Raw genomic sequence first — 16,524 nt, 5'->3', positions numbered from 1 at the left:
AGTCGACGCCGCTGTGCTCGGCGAACCGCCTGTCCTCGATCGAGACGATCGCGAGTTTCATCGTGTTGGCGATCTGCTCGCTGGGCACCTCGAACCGGCGCTGCGTGTACAGCCACGCGATCGGCTTGCCTGCGGCGTCGACCATCGTCGTCACCTGCGGGATGTCCTCTTCGACCAGCTGTGCCGACCCGTTGGCGACGATGTCGGAGGCCCGGTTCGACAACAGCCCGAATCCGCCCGCGAACGGAAACATCAGCGCAGATCGCCAACACGATGAAACTCGCGATCGTCTCGATCGAGGACAGGCGGTTCGCCGAGCACAGCGGCGTCGACTGGCAGGGCACGTTGACCGGGCTGTCCGGCTACCTCTCCGGCAACCTGTCCACCCGCGGCGGCTCGACCATCGAGCAGCAGTACGTGAAGAACTTCCAGCTGCTGGTCACGGCGCAGACCAACGCCGAGCGGCGAGCCGCAGTCGAGGTGACCCCGGCGCGCAAGCTGCGCGAAATGCGGATGGCGCTCACCCTCGACAAGACGTTCACCAAGGCCGAAATCCTCACCCGGTACCTCAACCTGGTCGGCTTCGGCAACGGCGCGTTCGGAGTGCAGGACGCCGCCCGCACGTACTTCAACATCAACGCGTCGCAGCTGAACTGGCAGCAGGCGGCGCTGCTGGCCGGCATGGTCCAGTCGCCCACCTCGCTCGATCCGTACGTCAACCCGCAGGGAGCGTTGCAGCGCCGCAATCTCGTGTTGGACACCATGATTCAACACCTCCCCCAGTACGCCGACGAGCTCAGCGCAGCCAAATCGGAGCCGCTCGGCGTCCTGCCCCGGCCCAACCAGTTGCCGGGTGGCTGCATCTCCGCCGACGAACGCGGCTTCTTCTGCGAGTACGTGCTGTCCTATCTGGCACGAGCCGGGATCGGAAAAGAACAGGTTGCGCGCGGCGGCTACCTGATCCGCACGACACTTGACCCGAAGGTCCAGGACTCGGTCAAGAGAGCGGTCGACAAGATCGCCAGTCCCACGCTGGACGGGGTCGCCAGCGTGATGAGCGTCGTCGAGCCGGGCAAGAAATCGCATCGCGTCCTGGCCATGGCCAGCAACCGGAAGTACGGTCTGAACGCCGACGCCGGGGAGACGGTGCAACCGCAGCCGTTCTCGCTCGTGGGCGACGGGGCGGGCTCCATCTTCAAGATCTTCACCACTGCCGCCGCGCTGGACATGGGCATGGGCATCAACGCCCAACTGTCCGTGCCGTCGTTTTTTCAGGCCAGGGGGCTCGGCAGCAGCGATACGCCGGGCTGCCCCAAGGAGACCTGGTGCGTCAGGAACGCCGTGGACAACTATCGCGGGTCGATGAACGTCACCGACGCCCTGGCCACCTCGCCGAACACCGCGTTCGCCAAGTTGATCCAGCAAGTCGGAGTGCCGCGCGCGGTCGATATGGCCGTCCGCCTGGGTTTGCGTTCCTATGCGGTTCCCGGGACGGCGCGGGCCTACGACCCGACGAGCAACGAGAGCCTGGCCGACTTCATCAAACGGCAGAACGCCGGCTCGTTCACCTTGGGGCCGTTCCAGCTCAACGGTCTCGAATTGTCAAATGTGGCAGCGACTTTGGGCTCTGGCGGCGTGTGGTGCCCGCCGAATCCCATCGACAAGATCATCGACCGGCACGGCAACGAGGTGACGGTGACAGCGGAGAGCTGTGGCCAAGCGGTGCCGGAGGGGCTGGCGAACACGCTTGCCAATGCGCTGAGCAAGGACGACAAAGGCGGCGGAACGGCGGCGGGCGCGGCCGCCTCGGTGGGTTGGGACCTGCCGATGTCGTCCAAGACGGGTACGACGGAATCCCACCGGTCGTCTGGGTTCGTCGGCTTCACCAACCGGTACGCCGCGAGCGTCTACGTTTTCGACGACTCGAACTCGCCGTCGGAGATCTGCTCGTTCCCGCTGCGAAAATGCTCGAGCGGTGACCTCTACGGCGGAAACGAGCCGGCGCGTACCTGGTTCGAGGCGATGAAGCCGATCGCCACCGACTTCGGTGAGGTGCACCTGCCGCCGACCGATCCCCGATACGTCGACGGGGGGCCGGGTGGCGACGTTCCCAATGTGTCCGGGATGAACCTCGACACGGCCCGCAAGCGACTCAAAGATGCAGGTTTCCAAGTCGCCGACAAGACGACGCCCGTCAACAGCACTGCACCGTATGGTGCCGTCGTCGGCACCACGCCGAGCGGAAGCACCATCCCGGGGTCCATCATCACGATCAACACCAGCACCGGGTTCGTACCCGCGCCGCCGCCGCCGCGTCGGGAAGAGCCCCCGCCACCGCCGGACGCGCCGGGTGGCCCTCCGCCGCCGCCTCCGGTGGATCCGATGACCGTTCAGTTGCCCGGGCTACCGCCGATCGTGCTGCCGGGGTTCGGCCCGCCTCCGCCGCCACCGCCCCCACCGGCGCCGCCACCGCCGCCGTAGGTCAGCCCAACGAGCGGTGGGTCACTCGCGCGTGAGTTGATCCGAGTCTGCGAACAGCAGCGTTCCCTCGTCGGTGACGACGGCCCAGCGCCGGGCGGGATCTGCGAAGTGGTTGTCGCCGATGTCGACTGCGCTCGTCGTCATCTCGCCGAAGTCCTCGACGATGACACCGCGAGCCTCGGTGTCGGTGTCCGGGTTGACGCGGACGCGAACGTCCACCGCGAACTCCGAGTCGTGGTCCTGCGCGCGATCAACAGCGTCCTGGTCAGCCACTGTCTCTCCTTGCAACCGTAATTAACGAGGAAGCCAGTGAATCACGATCTTTGAGAAGTGGTCGCGGAAACAGAGTTTTCCCGCGTGGACGGGCTGGCTGGTATGGGGTCACGCCGAAGTCGGAGACCAGAATCGAACACTCGAATCATGTTCAGGTCATGGACAAGTCGCGGTCGTCGCAGGATCGAGGCCGAACACCTCCACTGCCGCCAGTTTCCCCTTCAATTCGTGTGATCCCCGGCCGGTTAGACCGGGCGGTCGGCCGCCGAGGGCGTCGACGGTATCGCGTGTGAGCAGGATCGCGTCACCGGTTGTCTTGGTGAGTTGCTCGAGACGGGCAGCGACGTTGACGGTGTCTCCGATGAGCGTGAACTCGAGCTTGCCTCCGCCGCCGATGGTGCCGGCAATCACCACACCGGTGTTGATTCCGATGCCGATCCGAAGCTCATTGGCGAATCGGTCGGCCACCAGGCGGTGAATCAGAAGCGCGGCGTTCACCGCGGCATCCGCGTGATCGACGAGGTCGTTCGGGGCGCCGAAAACACACAGGGCGCCGTCGCCGAGGAACTTGTTGACGTGCCCACCGGCGTCGACGACGGCCGGCACGACAATCTCGAACAGCGCGTTGAGGCGGGTCACCGTGTCCTCTGCGGTGTGAGCTTCCGCGAACGGGGTGAAGTCGCGGATGTCGATGAACATCACCGTCACCTGGCGGCGCTCGCCGGTGAAGATGTCGTCACCCTGCTCGAGCAGGCGCGCCGCCAGGGCGGGGTCGACATAGGTGCCGAATGCTGCCTGAAGTCGTTGCCGCTCAGCCAATCCGGACTGCATGCGGTTGAAGGACGCCGCCAGCACGCCGAGATCGTCGTCCTGAACCACCGGCAGGCGGCAGCTGTAGTCGCCGGCCGCGACTCGTTCGGTGCCTTCGGCGAGATCGCGAATGGGGCGCAGGGACGGTGAGAACACGGCACCGACGGTGATCGGCACGCCGAAGAAAAGCGTCAACGCGCATCCGATCGCGACGGAGAGCAGAGGGTTCTCCCTGCCTCGATCGAGCACGGCGTCCAGCCAGGCGCCCGCGACAGCGAAGGCGCCGGCGACCGCGAGCACGGACAGGGTCGCCCTGGCGGCGAAGGTCGGGCGCGAGCGGGGCAGCGAGTCACCGAATCCGGTGTCACCGGCGAGGGCGAGCCGGGCCGGCCGCAACGCTCCTTCTACGAAGCTGTGAAAGCTGATCAGCATTAGGACCGTTCCGCTGACGGCGCCCATGATCCCGTACTGAGCCAGCCGCGACCCGGTCGCGCCGGCGATCGAACCGACAACGAGGAAAAGTACGGCTGCGAACACGGTGTTGCACACCACCCCACGGAGCGCCGTCGCCCGAGAATAGGTGTAGGTCGCTTCCAGCGCCCTCGCCCGATCGACCCCGCCGCCGGCCGCCCACCGGACCGCAAGGTGGATGCCGTTGCGGCCCGGAAGGATCATCCCGTAAGCCAAGACCGGCACGGCGACGATGGTTACAACGGCCGCCTCGACGTAGTGGCCGGACCTTTCGAAGGCGACAACGACGAACGCCATCAACAGGTACTGCGGCAGCATCACGCAGAAGGTGATCCCGAACATCACCCACGCGTACCTCGCCCCGTACCGGTCCCACGCCCACTGCCAGATGCGATCCATGCGGGGAGATTAAGCGTCCGATGTGCGAAAGCCATGGAAAAGGGCGCATCTCTGCGGCTCGAGCGGACGTCAGGCGCGCTAATTTGTACCGATGACCACGGCCTTTGATCTGCGAAGCTTGCCAGTGCCGGTTGTCCAAGCCGGCATGGGGCTTGTCGCGGGACACGAACTCGCCGCCGCGGTATCAGAGGCTGGGGGTCTCGGGACGATTGCTGGAGTGCGAGCGCCGATCTCCGCGGAGCTTGCCGCTGCGCGCCGACTCACCGGACGGCCGATCGCCGTCAACCTGCTGCTGCCGTTCGTCCGGCCAGGTGACGCCGAAGCGGCTGCCGCTGCAGACGTCGTCGTCACGTTCTGGGGTGCGCCCCGCCGGCTCGCCGGTAACACCTGGATCCACCAATGCGGATCGGTCGAGGAGGCGAAAGCCGCGGCGCGGGCTGGCGCCGACGCCGTCATCGCCCAGGGAGTGGAGGCAGGCGGGCACGTCCGCGGCACCACCCCGGCTCTGGAGTTGCTCGAACGAATCCGCGCCGCTGTGGCGATCCCGGTTCTCCTCGCCGGTGGGATCGTCGACGCCCAGGGTGTGCGGGCCGCGCTGGATCACGGGGCACTCGCTGCCGTCGTCGGCACTCGCTTTCTGGTCAGCGAAGAGAGCCGCGCCCACGCCGAATACAAGAGACGCTGTCTCGAGACCGATGAAACCGTCCTCACGGAACTCTTCGGCCTGGGTGGGCCCGATGCGCCACACCGCGTGATCCCGAATGCGGCAACCCGGCGCTGGTTACGCCACGACGAGCGAGGGCCCGGCTGGATCCGCAAGGCCAATCGCGCCCTTACCCGCGTCGTCACGGTGCTGCCGCCTGCAGTAGAGGATCGCGCGCTCAGGGCCCAACCGCCGCAATTACCGTTCTTGGTGCCCCAACCGCCGACCGAAGCCGATCCCGAGAACCTCGCCGACCGGCGACCTCTTTATGCCGGGGTGAACGTCGGGCGGATCGCGGACATCCCTCCCGCTGCAGAGCTTGTCAGCAGCCTCACCCCGTAGCCGGGCCTGTGTGTCGGCGAAGAAGTGTGCCCACAAAGGAAGCAGGCCAGGACTCATGGTCCTGACCTGCTTCGTCTCCTGTGGAGCTGCCGGGAATTGAACCCGGGTCCTACGGCATTCCCTCGAGGCTTCTCCGTGCGCAGTCCGCTATGCCTCTACTCGGATCTCCTGATCACGCGAACAAGTCAGGATGACGATCCCAGTCGCTGTTTGATGTCCCCACAGGTCCCGCGACCGAACCCGTGGGTGGGTCCCTCTAGCTGATGCCAGGATCCGGGCCGAGGGCGTTCCCGGGCTGACAGACTAGCTGTCGCTTAGGCAGCGAGAGCGTAGTCGCGCTGATTGGAATCGGCGCTTAATTGGTTGCAACGACGCTTACGGTGGTCTCTTGCCTGCACCGGCACGCTTCCCTTGATTCGATGCGCGAAGTCGAAACCGTTCAGCCCCTCGCATCCCCGCCGACTTTCGGCAGGACAATCCATGGTACGCGAGTACCAACCGCCGGCGCCAAGGGTTTATGCCCGTGTCGACCCGGGCGGGCGCTGATATCGCACGGCGAGTGTGAAGCTATGGCGAAAAACCGGCCTGCTTTTCGCCCTGTGTTCACACTCGGCGAGGCCGCCCGCGGTCAGATCACGTAGTTGATGTGCTCGATGACACGTCTGCCGACTCCCTCGTCTCCGCCGTAGGTGATCGCATCGGCATGCTGGCTCAGCGCGGTTCGTCCGCCGGCCAACCGCACAAACAACAACGCGTCGAGAGTGATGGTCGCGGTGGGCTCTGCGTCGCCGAAATCTTCGACCACCTTGGCGCGGCCCTCGACCGCCACGTTGATCGTCCTCGCCAGCGGACCGGTCAACACGAGCGACACCCGCGAGCCCTCCGGCGCACCGCCCAGCTTGCCGACCACGAAACCCATGCTGGCCGCCATCTCGTCGAGCGCGAGTTCGGCCGGCGCGCCGGTTGGGTCGGTGGCGGGCCGCTCGATCGCATCGCGAATGTCCAGCTCGTGCATCCAGCAGTCGAAGACCCGCACCCGCATGAACCGGCCGTACGTGTCCGGACCCGCGGGCGTCGCCGTGATGTCCTTCCAGTCGGCGTCGGATATCGCCGTCAACGCGTCGCGTCGTTCGGCGGTGACGGTTCGATAGCTGTCCATCAACTCGGCGGGACTGGCGTTGCGCAGCTTGCGCACCCAACGTTCGTTCATCGCGCCGATGTCGTTGCGCACGTGCTCGAGTGTCGAGACGTCTTCATCGGATTCCGGCGTGCCGACACCCTGCAGCATCGACTCGGTCCCGACGATGTGCGCGACGACGTCGCGCACCGACCACTCGGGCAGCGGCGTAGGCGCCTGCCACTGCGCTTCGGTCAAATCGCTGACGAGGGTGTCGATGTCGTTCCACACCGCGAAGAGGCCGGCGAGCACTTCGGATTTGTCGAGATGGGTCACCGGACGCGAAGGGCTGTTCACCGTCCCGACGGTAGCGCTCGCCGCCGGTGAGCGTGCGCACAATGCTGCTCGTAGGCGGTGTGTTGCGGAGCAGACCCGCACCCTCGCGAGAAAGGGGGGATTGAAATTGGCGGCCTCGGGGAAACCCGCCCCGGGAAAGCTAGCAGCGCACCGAAAGGCGGAGACGATGGCAACGTACGACCTGGAATCGCCAGCGCGCGACAGCAGTGTGGCCCGATGGCAGGGCATGCGGCGATGGTCGGCAGTACTCGGTTTGAGCGCGACTCTGGCGGCCGCTCCGCTCATGGCCGCCTGCAATTCGAGTGACAACAAGGATTCGTCGACCACCACCAGCAGCACCACGACCACCACATCGACGACGACGACACCGACCACCGCAACGACGGTCACCACGTCGCCCGCGAATGGCGGTTCGGTGCCCGGCGGAGCGACCGGAGGCGGCGGCTCCGAAGGTGGTGGCGGCTCGGTTCCCGGTGGACCCACCGGTGGCGGCGGCCCCGGTGGCGGCGGCGGAGGAATCCCCGGCGGCCCGACCGGTAGCGGCGGACCCGGCGGCGGCGGTGGTGGAATTCCGGGCGGCCCTAGCGGAGGCGGCGGACCCGGCGGTGGCGGCGGCTGCGTACCGGGAGTCGGCTGCGTTTCGGTTCCCTAAGTCGACGCACCTCTAGCGCGGCGGTCAGCGGCACGCCTGTGACGCTCGACCCATGCGAGCGACCCCGTTTGTACGCACTTCGGCGGCGTGTCGCTGTACAGACGCGGTCGCTCGCGCCGAAAGGTATTCAGGCCATGCCCTTGGCGCGACGGCCCAGCTCGCGAGTGATCTCGCGTTGGGCGTCGCGCCGGGCCAGGTCCTGGCGTTTGTCGCGCGCCTCTTTACCGCGGGCCAACGCCAGTTCGACCTTCACCTTGCCGTCGGAGAAGTACAGCGACAGCGGCACCAGCGTCAGGTTGCCGTCGCGGATGCGGCCGATCAGCTGATCGATCTGCTTGCGGTGCAACAACAGCTTGCGGTTCCGCCGCGGCGGGTGGTTCGTCCAGCTGCCGTGGTGATACTCGGGGATATGGACGTTGCGCAGCCACACCTCGCCGTCGTCGACGGTTGCGAACGCGTCGGCCAGCGACGCCTGCCCGTCGCGCAGACTCTTCACCTCGGTGCCGACGAGCTGGATGCCCGCCTCGAAGGTCTCCAATATCGAATAGTTGTGTCGCGCTTTACGATTCGACGCGACGACCCTGTTGTTGCTGGACCGCGACGGGTCCGCCTTCTTGGCCACCCCTACCTTCGGATGTAGAGCCGAAGCGTCACATAGGCAGTGATTCCCGACATCGCCAGGCCAAGGAACAACATCAACGGCGCACTGAAGTACAGCACGTCGGCGTAGTCGACCTTCGCGATCAGGTTCGCCTGATAGAACTGGTTCAGCGCGTTCTCCAGGAACAGCGCCCGCACCAGGATCAGCCCGACGATCGCGATGACGACACCGATCAGGGCGGCCAGCATCGCCTCCACCAGGAACGGCAACTGGGTGTACCAGCGACTGGCGCCGACGAGGCGCATGATGCCGATCTCCGTGCGCCGGGTGTACGCCGCGACTTGAACCATGTTGGCGATCAACAGCACCGCGCCGATCGCCTGCACCAACGCCACCGCGAACGCGGCGTTGCTGATCCCGTCGAGCACCGCGAACAACCGGTCGATCAGGTCCTTCTGGTTGAGCACGTTGAGCACGCCGGGCTGGCCGACCATCGCGTCGTCGAAGTCCTTGTGCTGCTCAGGATTATCGAGCTTGACGACGAACGACGCCGGGAACGCGTCGCGACCGGCGACGTCCTTGTACTGCGGGAACTTCTTGATCGCGTCGTCATAGGCCTCGTCGCGGTTCAGAAAGCGGACGGACCGCACGTCCTTGCGGTCCTCGATCTGCTGGCGCAGCGCCTTACAGGGGTCGGCGTCGCAGTTCGGGTCGTTGGCCGAGACGTCGTTGGTCAAGAAGACCTGGCTCTCGACGCGATCCAGGTAGATGTTGCGCGACTGGTCGGCGAGCCGCACGACCAGCAGGCCACCGCCGAACAGGCCGATCGAGATCGCCGTCGTCAGGATCATCGCCACGGTCATGGTGATGTTGCGACGAAATCCGGTGAGGACCTCGTTGATGAGGAAGCCGAAGCGCACTAGCGATCCATTCCGTAGACGCCGCGCTGTTCGTCGCGAATCAGCCGGCCGAGTTCGAGTTCGACGACCCGCTGGCGCATTGAGTCGACGATGTGGTGGTCGTGGGTGGCCATCAGCACCGTGGTTCCGGTGCGGTTGATCCGCTCGAGCAGATCCATGATGTCCTTGCTGGTTTCGGGGTCCAGGTTGCCCGTCGGCTCGTCGGCCAGCAGCACCAGGGGCCGGTTGACGAACGCCCGGGCGATCGCGACACGCTGCTGTTCACCGCCGGACAGCTCCGCAGGCAACCGGTTGGCCTTGCCGGACAGCCCGACCATCTCGAGCACGTCGGGCACCACGCGGTTGATCACCTCGCCGCGCTTGCCGATGACCTCGAGCGCGAACGCGACGTTCTCGAACACGGTCTTCTGCTGTAGCAGCCGGAAGTCCTGGAATACGCAGCCGATCACCTGGCGCAGGCTCGGGATGTGTCGGCCGGACAGCTTGTTGACGTGGAACTTCGACACCCGGATGTCACCGTGCGTCGGGCTGTCCTCGGCCAGCAGCAGCCGCATGAACGTGGACTTGCCCGAACCCGATGGGCCGATGAGGAAGACGAACTCACCCTTGTCGATCTTGACCGATACGTTGTCGAGCGCAGGCCGCGCAGAAGACTTGTACTGCTTGGTGACGTTGTCGAGGGTGATCATCACGGAAGGCCAGTGTAGCCGGGAAGCGGCTGTGCCCTATCTGGGCGGAGCCGTCGTGGTCGGCGGCAGCAGCTGCGGCAGCGCCGGCGGCGCCTCGGATGTGGTCGGCGTAATCGTCTCGGTGCTTTGCGGCGGCGGGCCGATACCGTCCGGGTCGGTCATCGTCGTCGTCGGGGTCCCGCTGGCCGGAGTTCCGGTAGGGCTCGTCGTCGTGGTGGTCGTGGGAGTAGTGGTCGTCGTGGTGGTGTACGTCGTCTCCGTGGGCCGTCGCACGTTGGTGCGCGGTACCCAGGTGTAGTTCGGGTCCGGCACGAACCCCGGCGGGACCACCGCGGGAGTGGGTGTCGTCGTCTCGGCAGGCGGCGGCTCGACGGACTGGCTCACCCAGAACAGCCCGATGAACGCGACGATGAGCACGATCGTCGACACGCGCATCCGACCGAAGCGGGCTTTCAGCCAGCTCGTCACTGCTTCTTCTCCGGCGCATTCGTCTGGTCCTGGGCCGGATGCGCGATCGCCGCGACCATCGGGTTCTTCCCGTCGGCGGGCGACGCGATGCCGCCGCGGCGCAGCGCACGGATGACGAGCACGCGAAGGCGGCGGCCGACTTCGAACTGCTTACCGGGCAGCGTCCGCGCGACCATCCGCAGATTGACGGTGTCGAGCTCGATGCTCTCCACCCCCATCAGCTGCGGCGCGTCGAGCAGCAGATCGCGCAGTCCCGGTTCCTCGTACGCGCTGTCGGCGACCTGGTGCAGCAGATCGTTCACCTCGTTGAGGTCGGCCGACGTCGGGACGGGAATGTCGATGACCGCACGCGCCCAGTCCTTCGACAAGTTCACCGACTTGACGATCTGGCCGTTGGGGATCGTCATCATCTCGCCCTCGCTGGACCGGAGCTTGGTGACCCGCAACGTGACGTCCTCGACCGTGCCCTCGGCCGGAGCGGACACACTGGTGACCGTCAGTGCCACGAGATCGCCGAAGCCGTACTGCTTTTCGGTGATGACGAAGAAGCCGGCCAGCAGGTCCTGCACAAGGCGCTGCGCACCGAAACCGAGGGCGGCGCCCAGTACCGCGGCGGGTGCCACCAACGAGCCGATCGGGATCGCGAGGATGTCGGTGATCTCGACCAGCACGATGACGAACAGCAGCGCGACCGAAACCCAGGAGATCACCGATGCGACGGCCTGGCGATGCTTGGTGCTCTCCGAGCGCACCAGCTGATCGCTGCCGATGTACTCGGCGTCGAGGCGGCGCACGATGCGGACGGCGGCCCAGTTGATGAACCGGGCGGCCAGCACCGCACCGATCAGCAGCAGCGCGATCCGCAGTCCGCGATCGAGAATCCAGACGCCGATATCGCCGGACCAGAACCCGTGCCAACGACCGGCGAAGTCGAATGCGAGCAGCCTGCTATCCGTCATTTTGGCTCTTGCGCCAACGGATTCCGGCTTCGAGGAAACCGTCGATGTCCCCGTCGAGCACCGCGGCCGGGTTGCCCACCTCGTACTCGGTGCGCAGGTCCTTGACCATCTGGTAGGGATGCAGCACGTAGGAACGCATCTGGTTGCCCCACGAGCTGCCGCCGTCGCCCTTGAGGGCGTCCATCTCCGCGCGCTCCTCTAATCGCTTGCGTTCCAACAACTTTGCCTGCAAGACCCGCATGGCCGACACCTTGTTCTGCAGCTGCGACTTTTCGTTCTGGCAGGTCACCACGATACCGGTCGGGATATGGGTGAGACGAACCGCCGAGTCGGTGGTGTTGACCGATTGGCCGCCCGGGCCGCTGGACCGGTAGACGTCAACGCGCACATCGCTTTCCGGGATGTCGATGTGGTCCGTGGTGTCGACGACGGGCAGCACCTCGACATCGGCGAACGACGTCTGCCTGCGGCTCTGGTTGTCGAACGGGCTGATGCGCACGAGCCGATGGGTGCCCTGCTCGACCGATAGCGTGCCGTAGGCGAACGGCGCATGCACCGCGAACGTCGCGCTCTTGATCCCCGCTTCCTCGGCATAGGAGGTGTCGAACACCTCGACCGGATAGTTGTGCTGCTCGGCCCACCGGACGTACATCCGCATCAACATCTCGGCCCAGTCGGCGGCGTCCACCCCGCCGGCGCCCGAGCGGATGGTGACGACGGCTTCGCGCTCGTCGTACTCGCCGGACAGCAGGGTGCGCACCTCCATCGCCTCGATGTCCTCGCGCAGTTTCGTGAACTCGGCGTCGGCTTCGGCGAGCGCTTCGGCGCTGCCTTCCTCCATCGCCAGCTCGTAGAGCACCGGCAGGTCGTCGACGCGCTGGCGAAGTTCTTCCACCCGCCGCAACTCGCCCTGGGTGTGCGACAACTCGCTGGTGACCTTCTGTGCGCGAGTTTGGTCATCCCAGAGATTCGGGTCGGACGCCTCATGCTCGAGCTTCTCGATGCGACCGCGAAGGCCCTCGACGTCGAGCACCCGCTCCACCGTGGTCAGGGTGGAGTCGAGGGCGGCGAGGTCGGCTTGACGGTCAGGATCCACGGGAGTTCAGGTTACCCGTGAGCAGTTTGACGCCGGTTCTCACGACTGGCGGCACTGAAGCAGGTGGGCGATCTAGCATCGGGTTGGTAATCAGCCCGGCCCCACGCGACAGCCCCTTGCGCGAGGCCGGGCGTCGACAGAAAGCTGTGTATGCGCCCATACCACGTGGCGATCGTCGGCTCAGGGCCTTCGGGTTACTTTGCCGCGGCGTCGTTGTTGAAGTTCGCCGACTCTGCCGCCGACGACGGCCAGAAGAGAGACGTGCGCGTCGACATGCTGGAGATGTTGCCGACGCCATGGGGTCTGGTGCGCTCCGGCGTGGCACCCGACCATCCGAAGATCAAGTCCATCAGCGCCCAGTTCGAGAAGACCGCGCTGGACCCGCGATTCCGGTTCTTCGGCAACATCGCGGTCGGTGAGCATGTGCAGGCCGCCGAGCTGGCCGAGCGCTACGACGCGGTGATCTACGCCGTCGGCGCGCAGTCCGACCGTTCACTCGGCATTCCGGGCGAGGATCTGGCGGGCAGTGTCGCCGCCGTTGACTTCGTCGGTTGGTACAACGCGCACCCGCACTTCGAGGAGATCGCGCCGGACATCTCGAGCGGTCGGGCCGTGGTCATCGGCAACGGCAACGTCGCGCTCGACGTCGCGCGGATCCTCGTCACCGATCCGGACGTGCTGGGCGCGACGGACATCGCCGACCACGCATTGAAGTCACTTCACGACCGCGGGGTGGAGGAAGTACTGGTCATCGGTAGGCGTGGTCCGCTGCAGGCACCGTTCACCACGCTGGAGCTGCGTGAGCTCGGCCAGCTCGAAGGCCTCGGCGACGTGGACATCATCGTGGATCCCGACGACTTCGCCGATATCACCGACGAGGCCCTCGAAGCGGCGGGCAAGACCGTACGCAACAACATCAAGGTGCTGCGCGGTTACGCCGAGCGGACGCCCAAGGACGCCAAGCGACGCATCGTGTTCCGGTTCCGGACCTCGCCGATCGAGCTCAAGGGCGACGGCCGCGTGGGGTCCATCGTGCTGGGTCGCAACGAGTTGGTCGACGACAACGGCCGCATCGTCGCCAAGGACACCGGTGAGCGCGAGGAGGTGCCCGCGCAGCTGGTCGTACGCGCCGTCGGTTACCGCGGCGTGCCCACTCCCGGACTGCCGTTCGACGAGCGCAACGGCACCATCCCGCACGCCGGAGGCCGCATCGAGGGTAGCCGCAACGAGTACGTCGTCGGCTGGATCAAACGCGGACCCACCGGCGTCATCGGCAGCAACAAGAGCGACTCACAGGAGACCGTCGACACGCTGATCGCGGACCTGTCCGGCGCAGAGCTGGCCGATCGCGACGCCGACCACTGCGAGCGGTTGGCGCAGTGGCTGGTCGAGCGGCAACCGAAGGTCATCACCGATGACCACTGGCGGGTGATCGACGAGTACGAACGGTCCGCCGGTGAGCCGCACGGCCGGCCGCGGGTGAAGCTGACGAGCGTCGCGGAGATGCTGCGGATCGGGCACGGCTAGTACGGCGGCGGTCCTTCAGCCGGCGGAGCTGACGGCGCGAAGCGCCAGTTGTCCGGGTTCTTCGGCGAGTACACGACCGGGAACAACTGACCCATCGTCGGCCAGTTGTCGACGTCGACCTCGAGGCGCTGGTACACCACATGCTCATTGACCGTGGGGCCGTTGATGACGCCGGTGATGGTCACGTACTGCGGCCCGGTGACCTCGGTGGGCCGCGGGCTGACGCCGGTGACCAGCAGCTGACCCGACGGCCAGTCCGGCGGTGTGCCGCTGCGGCGCATCAGCATCGGTCTTGCGAGCAGCACGAGAGCGCCGATCAGCAGCAGTATCACCGCGAATTCCCACACACCGACATGGTAGGACGACAGACATGAGTTCCCCCGAGGTGAACGCGGACGATCTGACGCTGGCGCTGGCGTTGGCCGACGAGGCGGATGCGCAGACCATGGCCCGCTTCGGTGCGGTGGACCTCGTCGTCGAGACCAAACCCGATCTGACGCCGGCCACCGACGCGGACCTCGAGGTGGAGTCGATGATCCGCCGCCGGTTGAGCGAGGCCCGCCCCGACGATTCGGTGTTCGGCGAGGAGTTCGGCGGGACCAGGCAGTTCGCGGGCCGGCAGTGGGTCGTCGATCCGATCGACGGCACCAAGAACTTCGTGCGCGGAGTGCCGGTGTGGGCGACGCTGATCGCATTGCTGAACGACGGCATCCCGGTGCTGGGTGTCGTGAGCGCGCCTGCGCTGCAGCGACGTTGGTGGGCGCTGGCGGGTCAGGGCGCGTTCGCGCGGGTCGACGGGTCGGCGCAGCGACGGCTGCACGTGTCGAAGGTCGACGACCTGGGTTCGGCGAGCCTGGCGTTCTCCAGCCTCTCGGGCTGGGCCGAGCTCGGCATCCGCGATCGGTTCGTCGCGCTCACCGACGAAGTGTGGCGGGTGCGCGGATACGGCGACTTCTACAACTACTGCCTCGTCGCCGAGGGTGCGGTCGACATCGCGATGGAACCGGAGGTCTCGACGTGGGACTTGGCTCCACTCGACGTGCTGGTGCGGGAAGCCGGCGGCCGGTTCACCAACCTCGCCGGCGAGCCGGGGCCGCACGGCGGCAGCGCCGTGGCGTCGAACGGGCTGCTCCACGACGCGGTGCTGCGCCGGCTGTGAGTTGGGCAACAACTTACTCGTAAGTCAGTTCTGCATACCTTACTCTGGAGTCAGTTCGGCGAGCTCGAACCTCATCCCCACTAAGCGAGGCAGTCGACATGACCAATACCCTGCCGTCGAAACGCGGATCCAAGCCGAAGCGAACGGACAAAGAAAGCGCTGTCGGGCTCAAGAAGCACAAGCGCTCCGCGACCGATCTCGGCCTGGCGATCGTCACACCCTTGGTCGGCCAGGAGTTCCTCGACAGGTACAACCTGCGCGATCCGCTCAACCGCGGACTGAAGTACGGCGTCAAGCAGGTGTTCTCGGTCGCCGGTGCCGCCAACCGCCAGTTCAAGCGAGTGTCGGCCGGCCAGAGCGGACCGACGCGCCTGAAGAAGAGCGGATCGGACTATTTCGACCTCACCCCCGACGACGAGCAGAAGATGATCGTCGAGACGGTTTGTGAGTTCGCCGACGGGGTCATCCGTCCGGCCGCACATCACGCCGACGAGGCCGCCGACTACCCGGAGGACCTGGTCGCGCAGGCCGCCGAACTCGGTATCACGGCGATCAACGTGCCCGAGGACTTCGACGGCATCGCAGCCCATCGCGCCGCCGTGACCAACGTGTTGGTGGCCGAAGCTCTGGCGTACGGCGACATGGGACTCGCGCTGCCGATCCTGGCCCCCGCGGGTGTGGCGTCGGCCTTGACGCACTGGGGCAGCGCCGACCAGCAGGCCACCTATCTCAAGGAGTTCGCGGGTGAGAACGTCCCGCAGTCGTGCGTGGCGATCGCCGAGCCCCACCCGCTGTTCGATCCGACCGCGTTGAAGACGACGGCCGTGCGCACCCCCAGCGGTTACCGCCTCGACGGCGTCAAGTCCCTGGTACCGGCGGCCGCCAAGGCCGAATTGTTCGTCGTCGCAGCACAACTCAACGGCAAGCCGGCGATGTTCATCGTCGAATCGTCGTCGAAAGGGCTGAGCGTCACACCCGATCCGGGCATGGGCATCCGCGGTGCGGCGACCGGCCAGGTGGGGCTGGACGGCGTCACCGTGCCGCTGTCGGCGCGGCTCGGCGAAGACGCCGCTACCGACGAGGACTACTCCGAGGCGATCGCGCTGTCGCGCCTCGGGTGGGCGGCGCTGGCCGTCGGTACATCGCACGCGATGCTCGACTATGTCATCCCGTACGTGAAGGAACGCCAGGCGTTCGGCGAGCCGATCGCGCACCGCCAGGCGGTGGCTTTCATGTGCGCGAACATGGCGATCGAGTTCGACGGGCTGCGGCTGATCACCTGGCGCGGCGCATCGCGCGCCGATCAGGGGCTGCCGTTCGCCCGGGAAGCGGCGCTGGCCAAGCGGCTGGGCACGGACAAGGGCATGCAGATCGGCCTGGACGGTGTGCAACTGCTCGGTGGTCACGGCTACACCAAGGAACACCCGGTCGAACGCTGGTACCGCGATTTGCGCGCCATCGGTGTGGCCGAGGGCGTCGTGGTCATCTAGGTCTTACGAG

The 16,524-nt window shown here is 66.5% G+C and carries 16 protein-coding genes, 1 other RNA gene and 1 pseudogene; 6 read left to right on the top strand and 12 right to left on the bottom strand.

Features of this window, described 5'->3' with window-relative positions:
- The coding region (locus tag A5663_RS23480) for a transglycosylase domain-containing protein (protein ID WP_304443149.1) at positions 1–253 on the bottom strand (253 nt) is incomplete at its 3' end.
- On the opposite strand from A5663_RS23480, the pseudogene ponA2 reads away from it, so the two are divergent.
- Positions 253–2,481, top strand: a pseudogene (gene ponA2 / locus A5663_RS06325) (transglycosylase/D,D-transpeptidase PonA2); the annotation flags it as partial. The gene A5663_RS23480 and the pseudogene ponA2 sit on opposite strands and share 1 nt — an antisense overlap.
- 21 nt (positions 2,482–2,502) lie before the next feature.
- Here ponA2 and A5663_RS06320 read toward each other — a convergent pair.
- Both A5663_RS06320 and A5663_RS06315 read right to left on the bottom strand, forming a co-directional pair.
- Entirely contained in the window at positions 2,503–2,754 is a 252-nt protein-coding gene (locus A5663_RS06320; protein ID WP_082973950.1) for a hypothetical protein, read from the bottom strand.
- Positions 2,755–2,910: 156 nt separating this feature from the next.
- The gene (locus A5663_RS06315; RefSeq protein ID WP_068145433.1) at positions 2,911–4,434 is read right to left on the bottom strand and encodes an adenylate/guanylate cyclase domain-containing protein; all 1,524 of its coding nucleotides are present in this window, start codon (positions 4,432–4,434) and stop codon (positions 2,911–2,913) included.
- A 91-nt stretch (positions 4,435–4,525) separates the two neighbouring features.
- On the opposite strand from A5663_RS06315, the gene A5663_RS06310 reads away from it, so the two are divergent.
- Positions 4,526–5,479, top strand: a complete 954-nt coding sequence (locus A5663_RS06310) for a nitronate monooxygenase family protein (RefSeq protein WP_068145431.1) — start codon at positions 4,526–4,528, stop codon at positions 5,477–5,479.
- Between the two features lie 78 nt (positions 5,480–5,557).
- Here A5663_RS06310 and ssrA read toward each other — a convergent pair.
- Both ssrA and A5663_RS06300 read right to left on the bottom strand, forming a co-directional pair.
- Positions 5,558–5,926, bottom strand: a transfer-messenger RNA (tmRNA) gene (ssrA, locus tag A5663_RS06305).
- Between the two features lie 181 nt (positions 5,927–6,107).
- A complete protein-coding gene (locus A5663_RS06300) occupies positions 6,108–6,953 on the bottom strand; it encodes a maleylpyruvate isomerase family mycothiol-dependent enzyme (protein ID WP_068145439.1) in 846 nt (281 codons plus the stop codon).
- A 166-nt stretch (positions 6,954–7,119) separates the two neighbouring features.
- On the opposite strand from A5663_RS06300, the gene A5663_RS23270 reads away from it, so the two are divergent.
- Entirely contained in the window at positions 7,120–7,605 is a 486-nt protein-coding gene (locus A5663_RS23270) for a hypothetical protein (RefSeq protein WP_197503310.1), read from the top strand.
- A gap of 127 nt (positions 7,606–7,732) precedes the next feature.
- Here the strand turns inward: A5663_RS23270 and smpB are convergent, their stop codons facing one another.
- The 6 genes from smpB to prfB are packed head-to-tail and all read right to left on the bottom strand — an operon-like array spanning position 7,733 to position 12,338.
- Positions 7,733–8,227, bottom strand: coding sequence for an SsrA-binding protein SmpB (gene smpB, locus A5663_RS06290; protein WP_068145425.1), 495 nt, complete (start codon positions 8,225–8,227; stop codon positions 7,733–7,735).
- A 2-nt stretch (positions 8,228–8,229) separates the two neighbouring features.
- Positions 8,230–9,126 (bottom strand): permease-like cell division protein FtsX, encoded by an 897-nt coding sequence (ftsX, locus tag A5663_RS06285; protein ID WP_068145422.1) that lies wholly within the window; start codon positions 9,124–9,126, stop codon positions 8,230–8,232.
- Positions 9,126–9,815, bottom strand: a complete 690-nt coding sequence (ftsE, locus tag A5663_RS06280; RefSeq protein ID WP_068145419.1) for a cell division ATP-binding protein FtsE — start codon at positions 9,813–9,815, stop codon at positions 9,126–9,128. Before ftsE ends, ftsX begins: the two co-directional genes overlap by 1 nt.
- A 36-nt stretch (positions 9,816–9,851) precedes the next feature.
- Positions 9,852–10,283, bottom strand: a complete 432-nt coding sequence (locus tag A5663_RS06275) for a hypothetical protein (protein WP_068145415.1) — start codon at positions 10,281–10,283, stop codon at positions 9,852–9,854.
- Positions 10,280–11,242 carry a mechanosensitive ion channel family protein gene (locus A5663_RS06270; RefSeq protein ID WP_068145412.1) on the bottom strand — a complete coding sequence of 321 codons (963 nt, stop codon included), beginning with the start codon at positions 11,240–11,242 and terminating at the stop codon, positions 10,280–10,282. Before A5663_RS06270 ends, A5663_RS06275 begins: the two co-directional genes overlap by 4 nt.
- Positions 11,232–12,338: a peptide chain release factor 2 gene (prfB, locus tag A5663_RS06265; protein ID WP_068145409.1), complete on the bottom strand. Its 1,107-nt coding sequence runs from the start codon at positions 12,336–12,338 to the stop codon at positions 11,232–11,234. The genes A5663_RS06270 and prfB overlap by 11 nt, the downstream gene beginning before the upstream one ends.
- Positions 12,339–12,488: 150 nt before the next feature.
- Between prfB and A5663_RS06260 the strand changes: the two genes are divergently transcribed.
- The gene (locus tag A5663_RS06260) at positions 12,489–13,865 is read left to right on the top strand and encodes an FAD-dependent oxidoreductase (protein WP_068145406.1); all 1,377 of its coding nucleotides are present in this window, start codon (positions 12,489–12,491) and stop codon (positions 13,863–13,865) included.
- Here A5663_RS06260 and A5663_RS06255 read toward each other — a convergent pair.
- On the bottom strand, positions 13,862–14,212 hold the full coding sequence (locus A5663_RS06255; protein ID WP_068145403.1) for a hypothetical protein: 351 nt from the start codon (positions 14,210–14,212) through the stop codon (positions 13,862–13,864). The two genes, A5663_RS06260 and A5663_RS06255, sit on opposite strands and share 4 nt — an antisense overlap.
- A 23-nt stretch (positions 14,213–14,235) precedes the next feature.
- On the opposite strand from A5663_RS06255, the gene hisN reads away from it, so the two are divergent.
- Complete coding sequence (hisN, locus tag A5663_RS06250; protein ID WP_068145396.1) at positions 14,236–15,024, top strand: histidinol-phosphatase; 789 nt, start codon at positions 14,236–14,238, stop codon at positions 15,022–15,024.
- A 98-nt stretch (positions 15,025–15,122) separates the two neighbouring features.
- A complete protein-coding gene (locus A5663_RS06245; RefSeq protein WP_068145391.1) occupies positions 15,123–16,514 on the top strand; it encodes an acyl-CoA dehydrogenase family protein in 1,392 nt (463 codons plus the stop codon).
- Positions 16,515–16,524: the final 10 nt, after the last annotated feature.

The sequence above is a fragment of the Mycobacterium sp. E740 genome (assembly GCF_001672895.1).
In the GTDB taxonomy this organism is placed as follows: domain Bacteria; phylum Actinomycetota; class Actinomycetes; order Mycobacteriales; family Mycobacteriaceae; genus Mycobacterium.
Note: the sequence above shows the minus strand (reverse complement) of the source record. Positions and strands in the feature narration are given on the sequence as shown.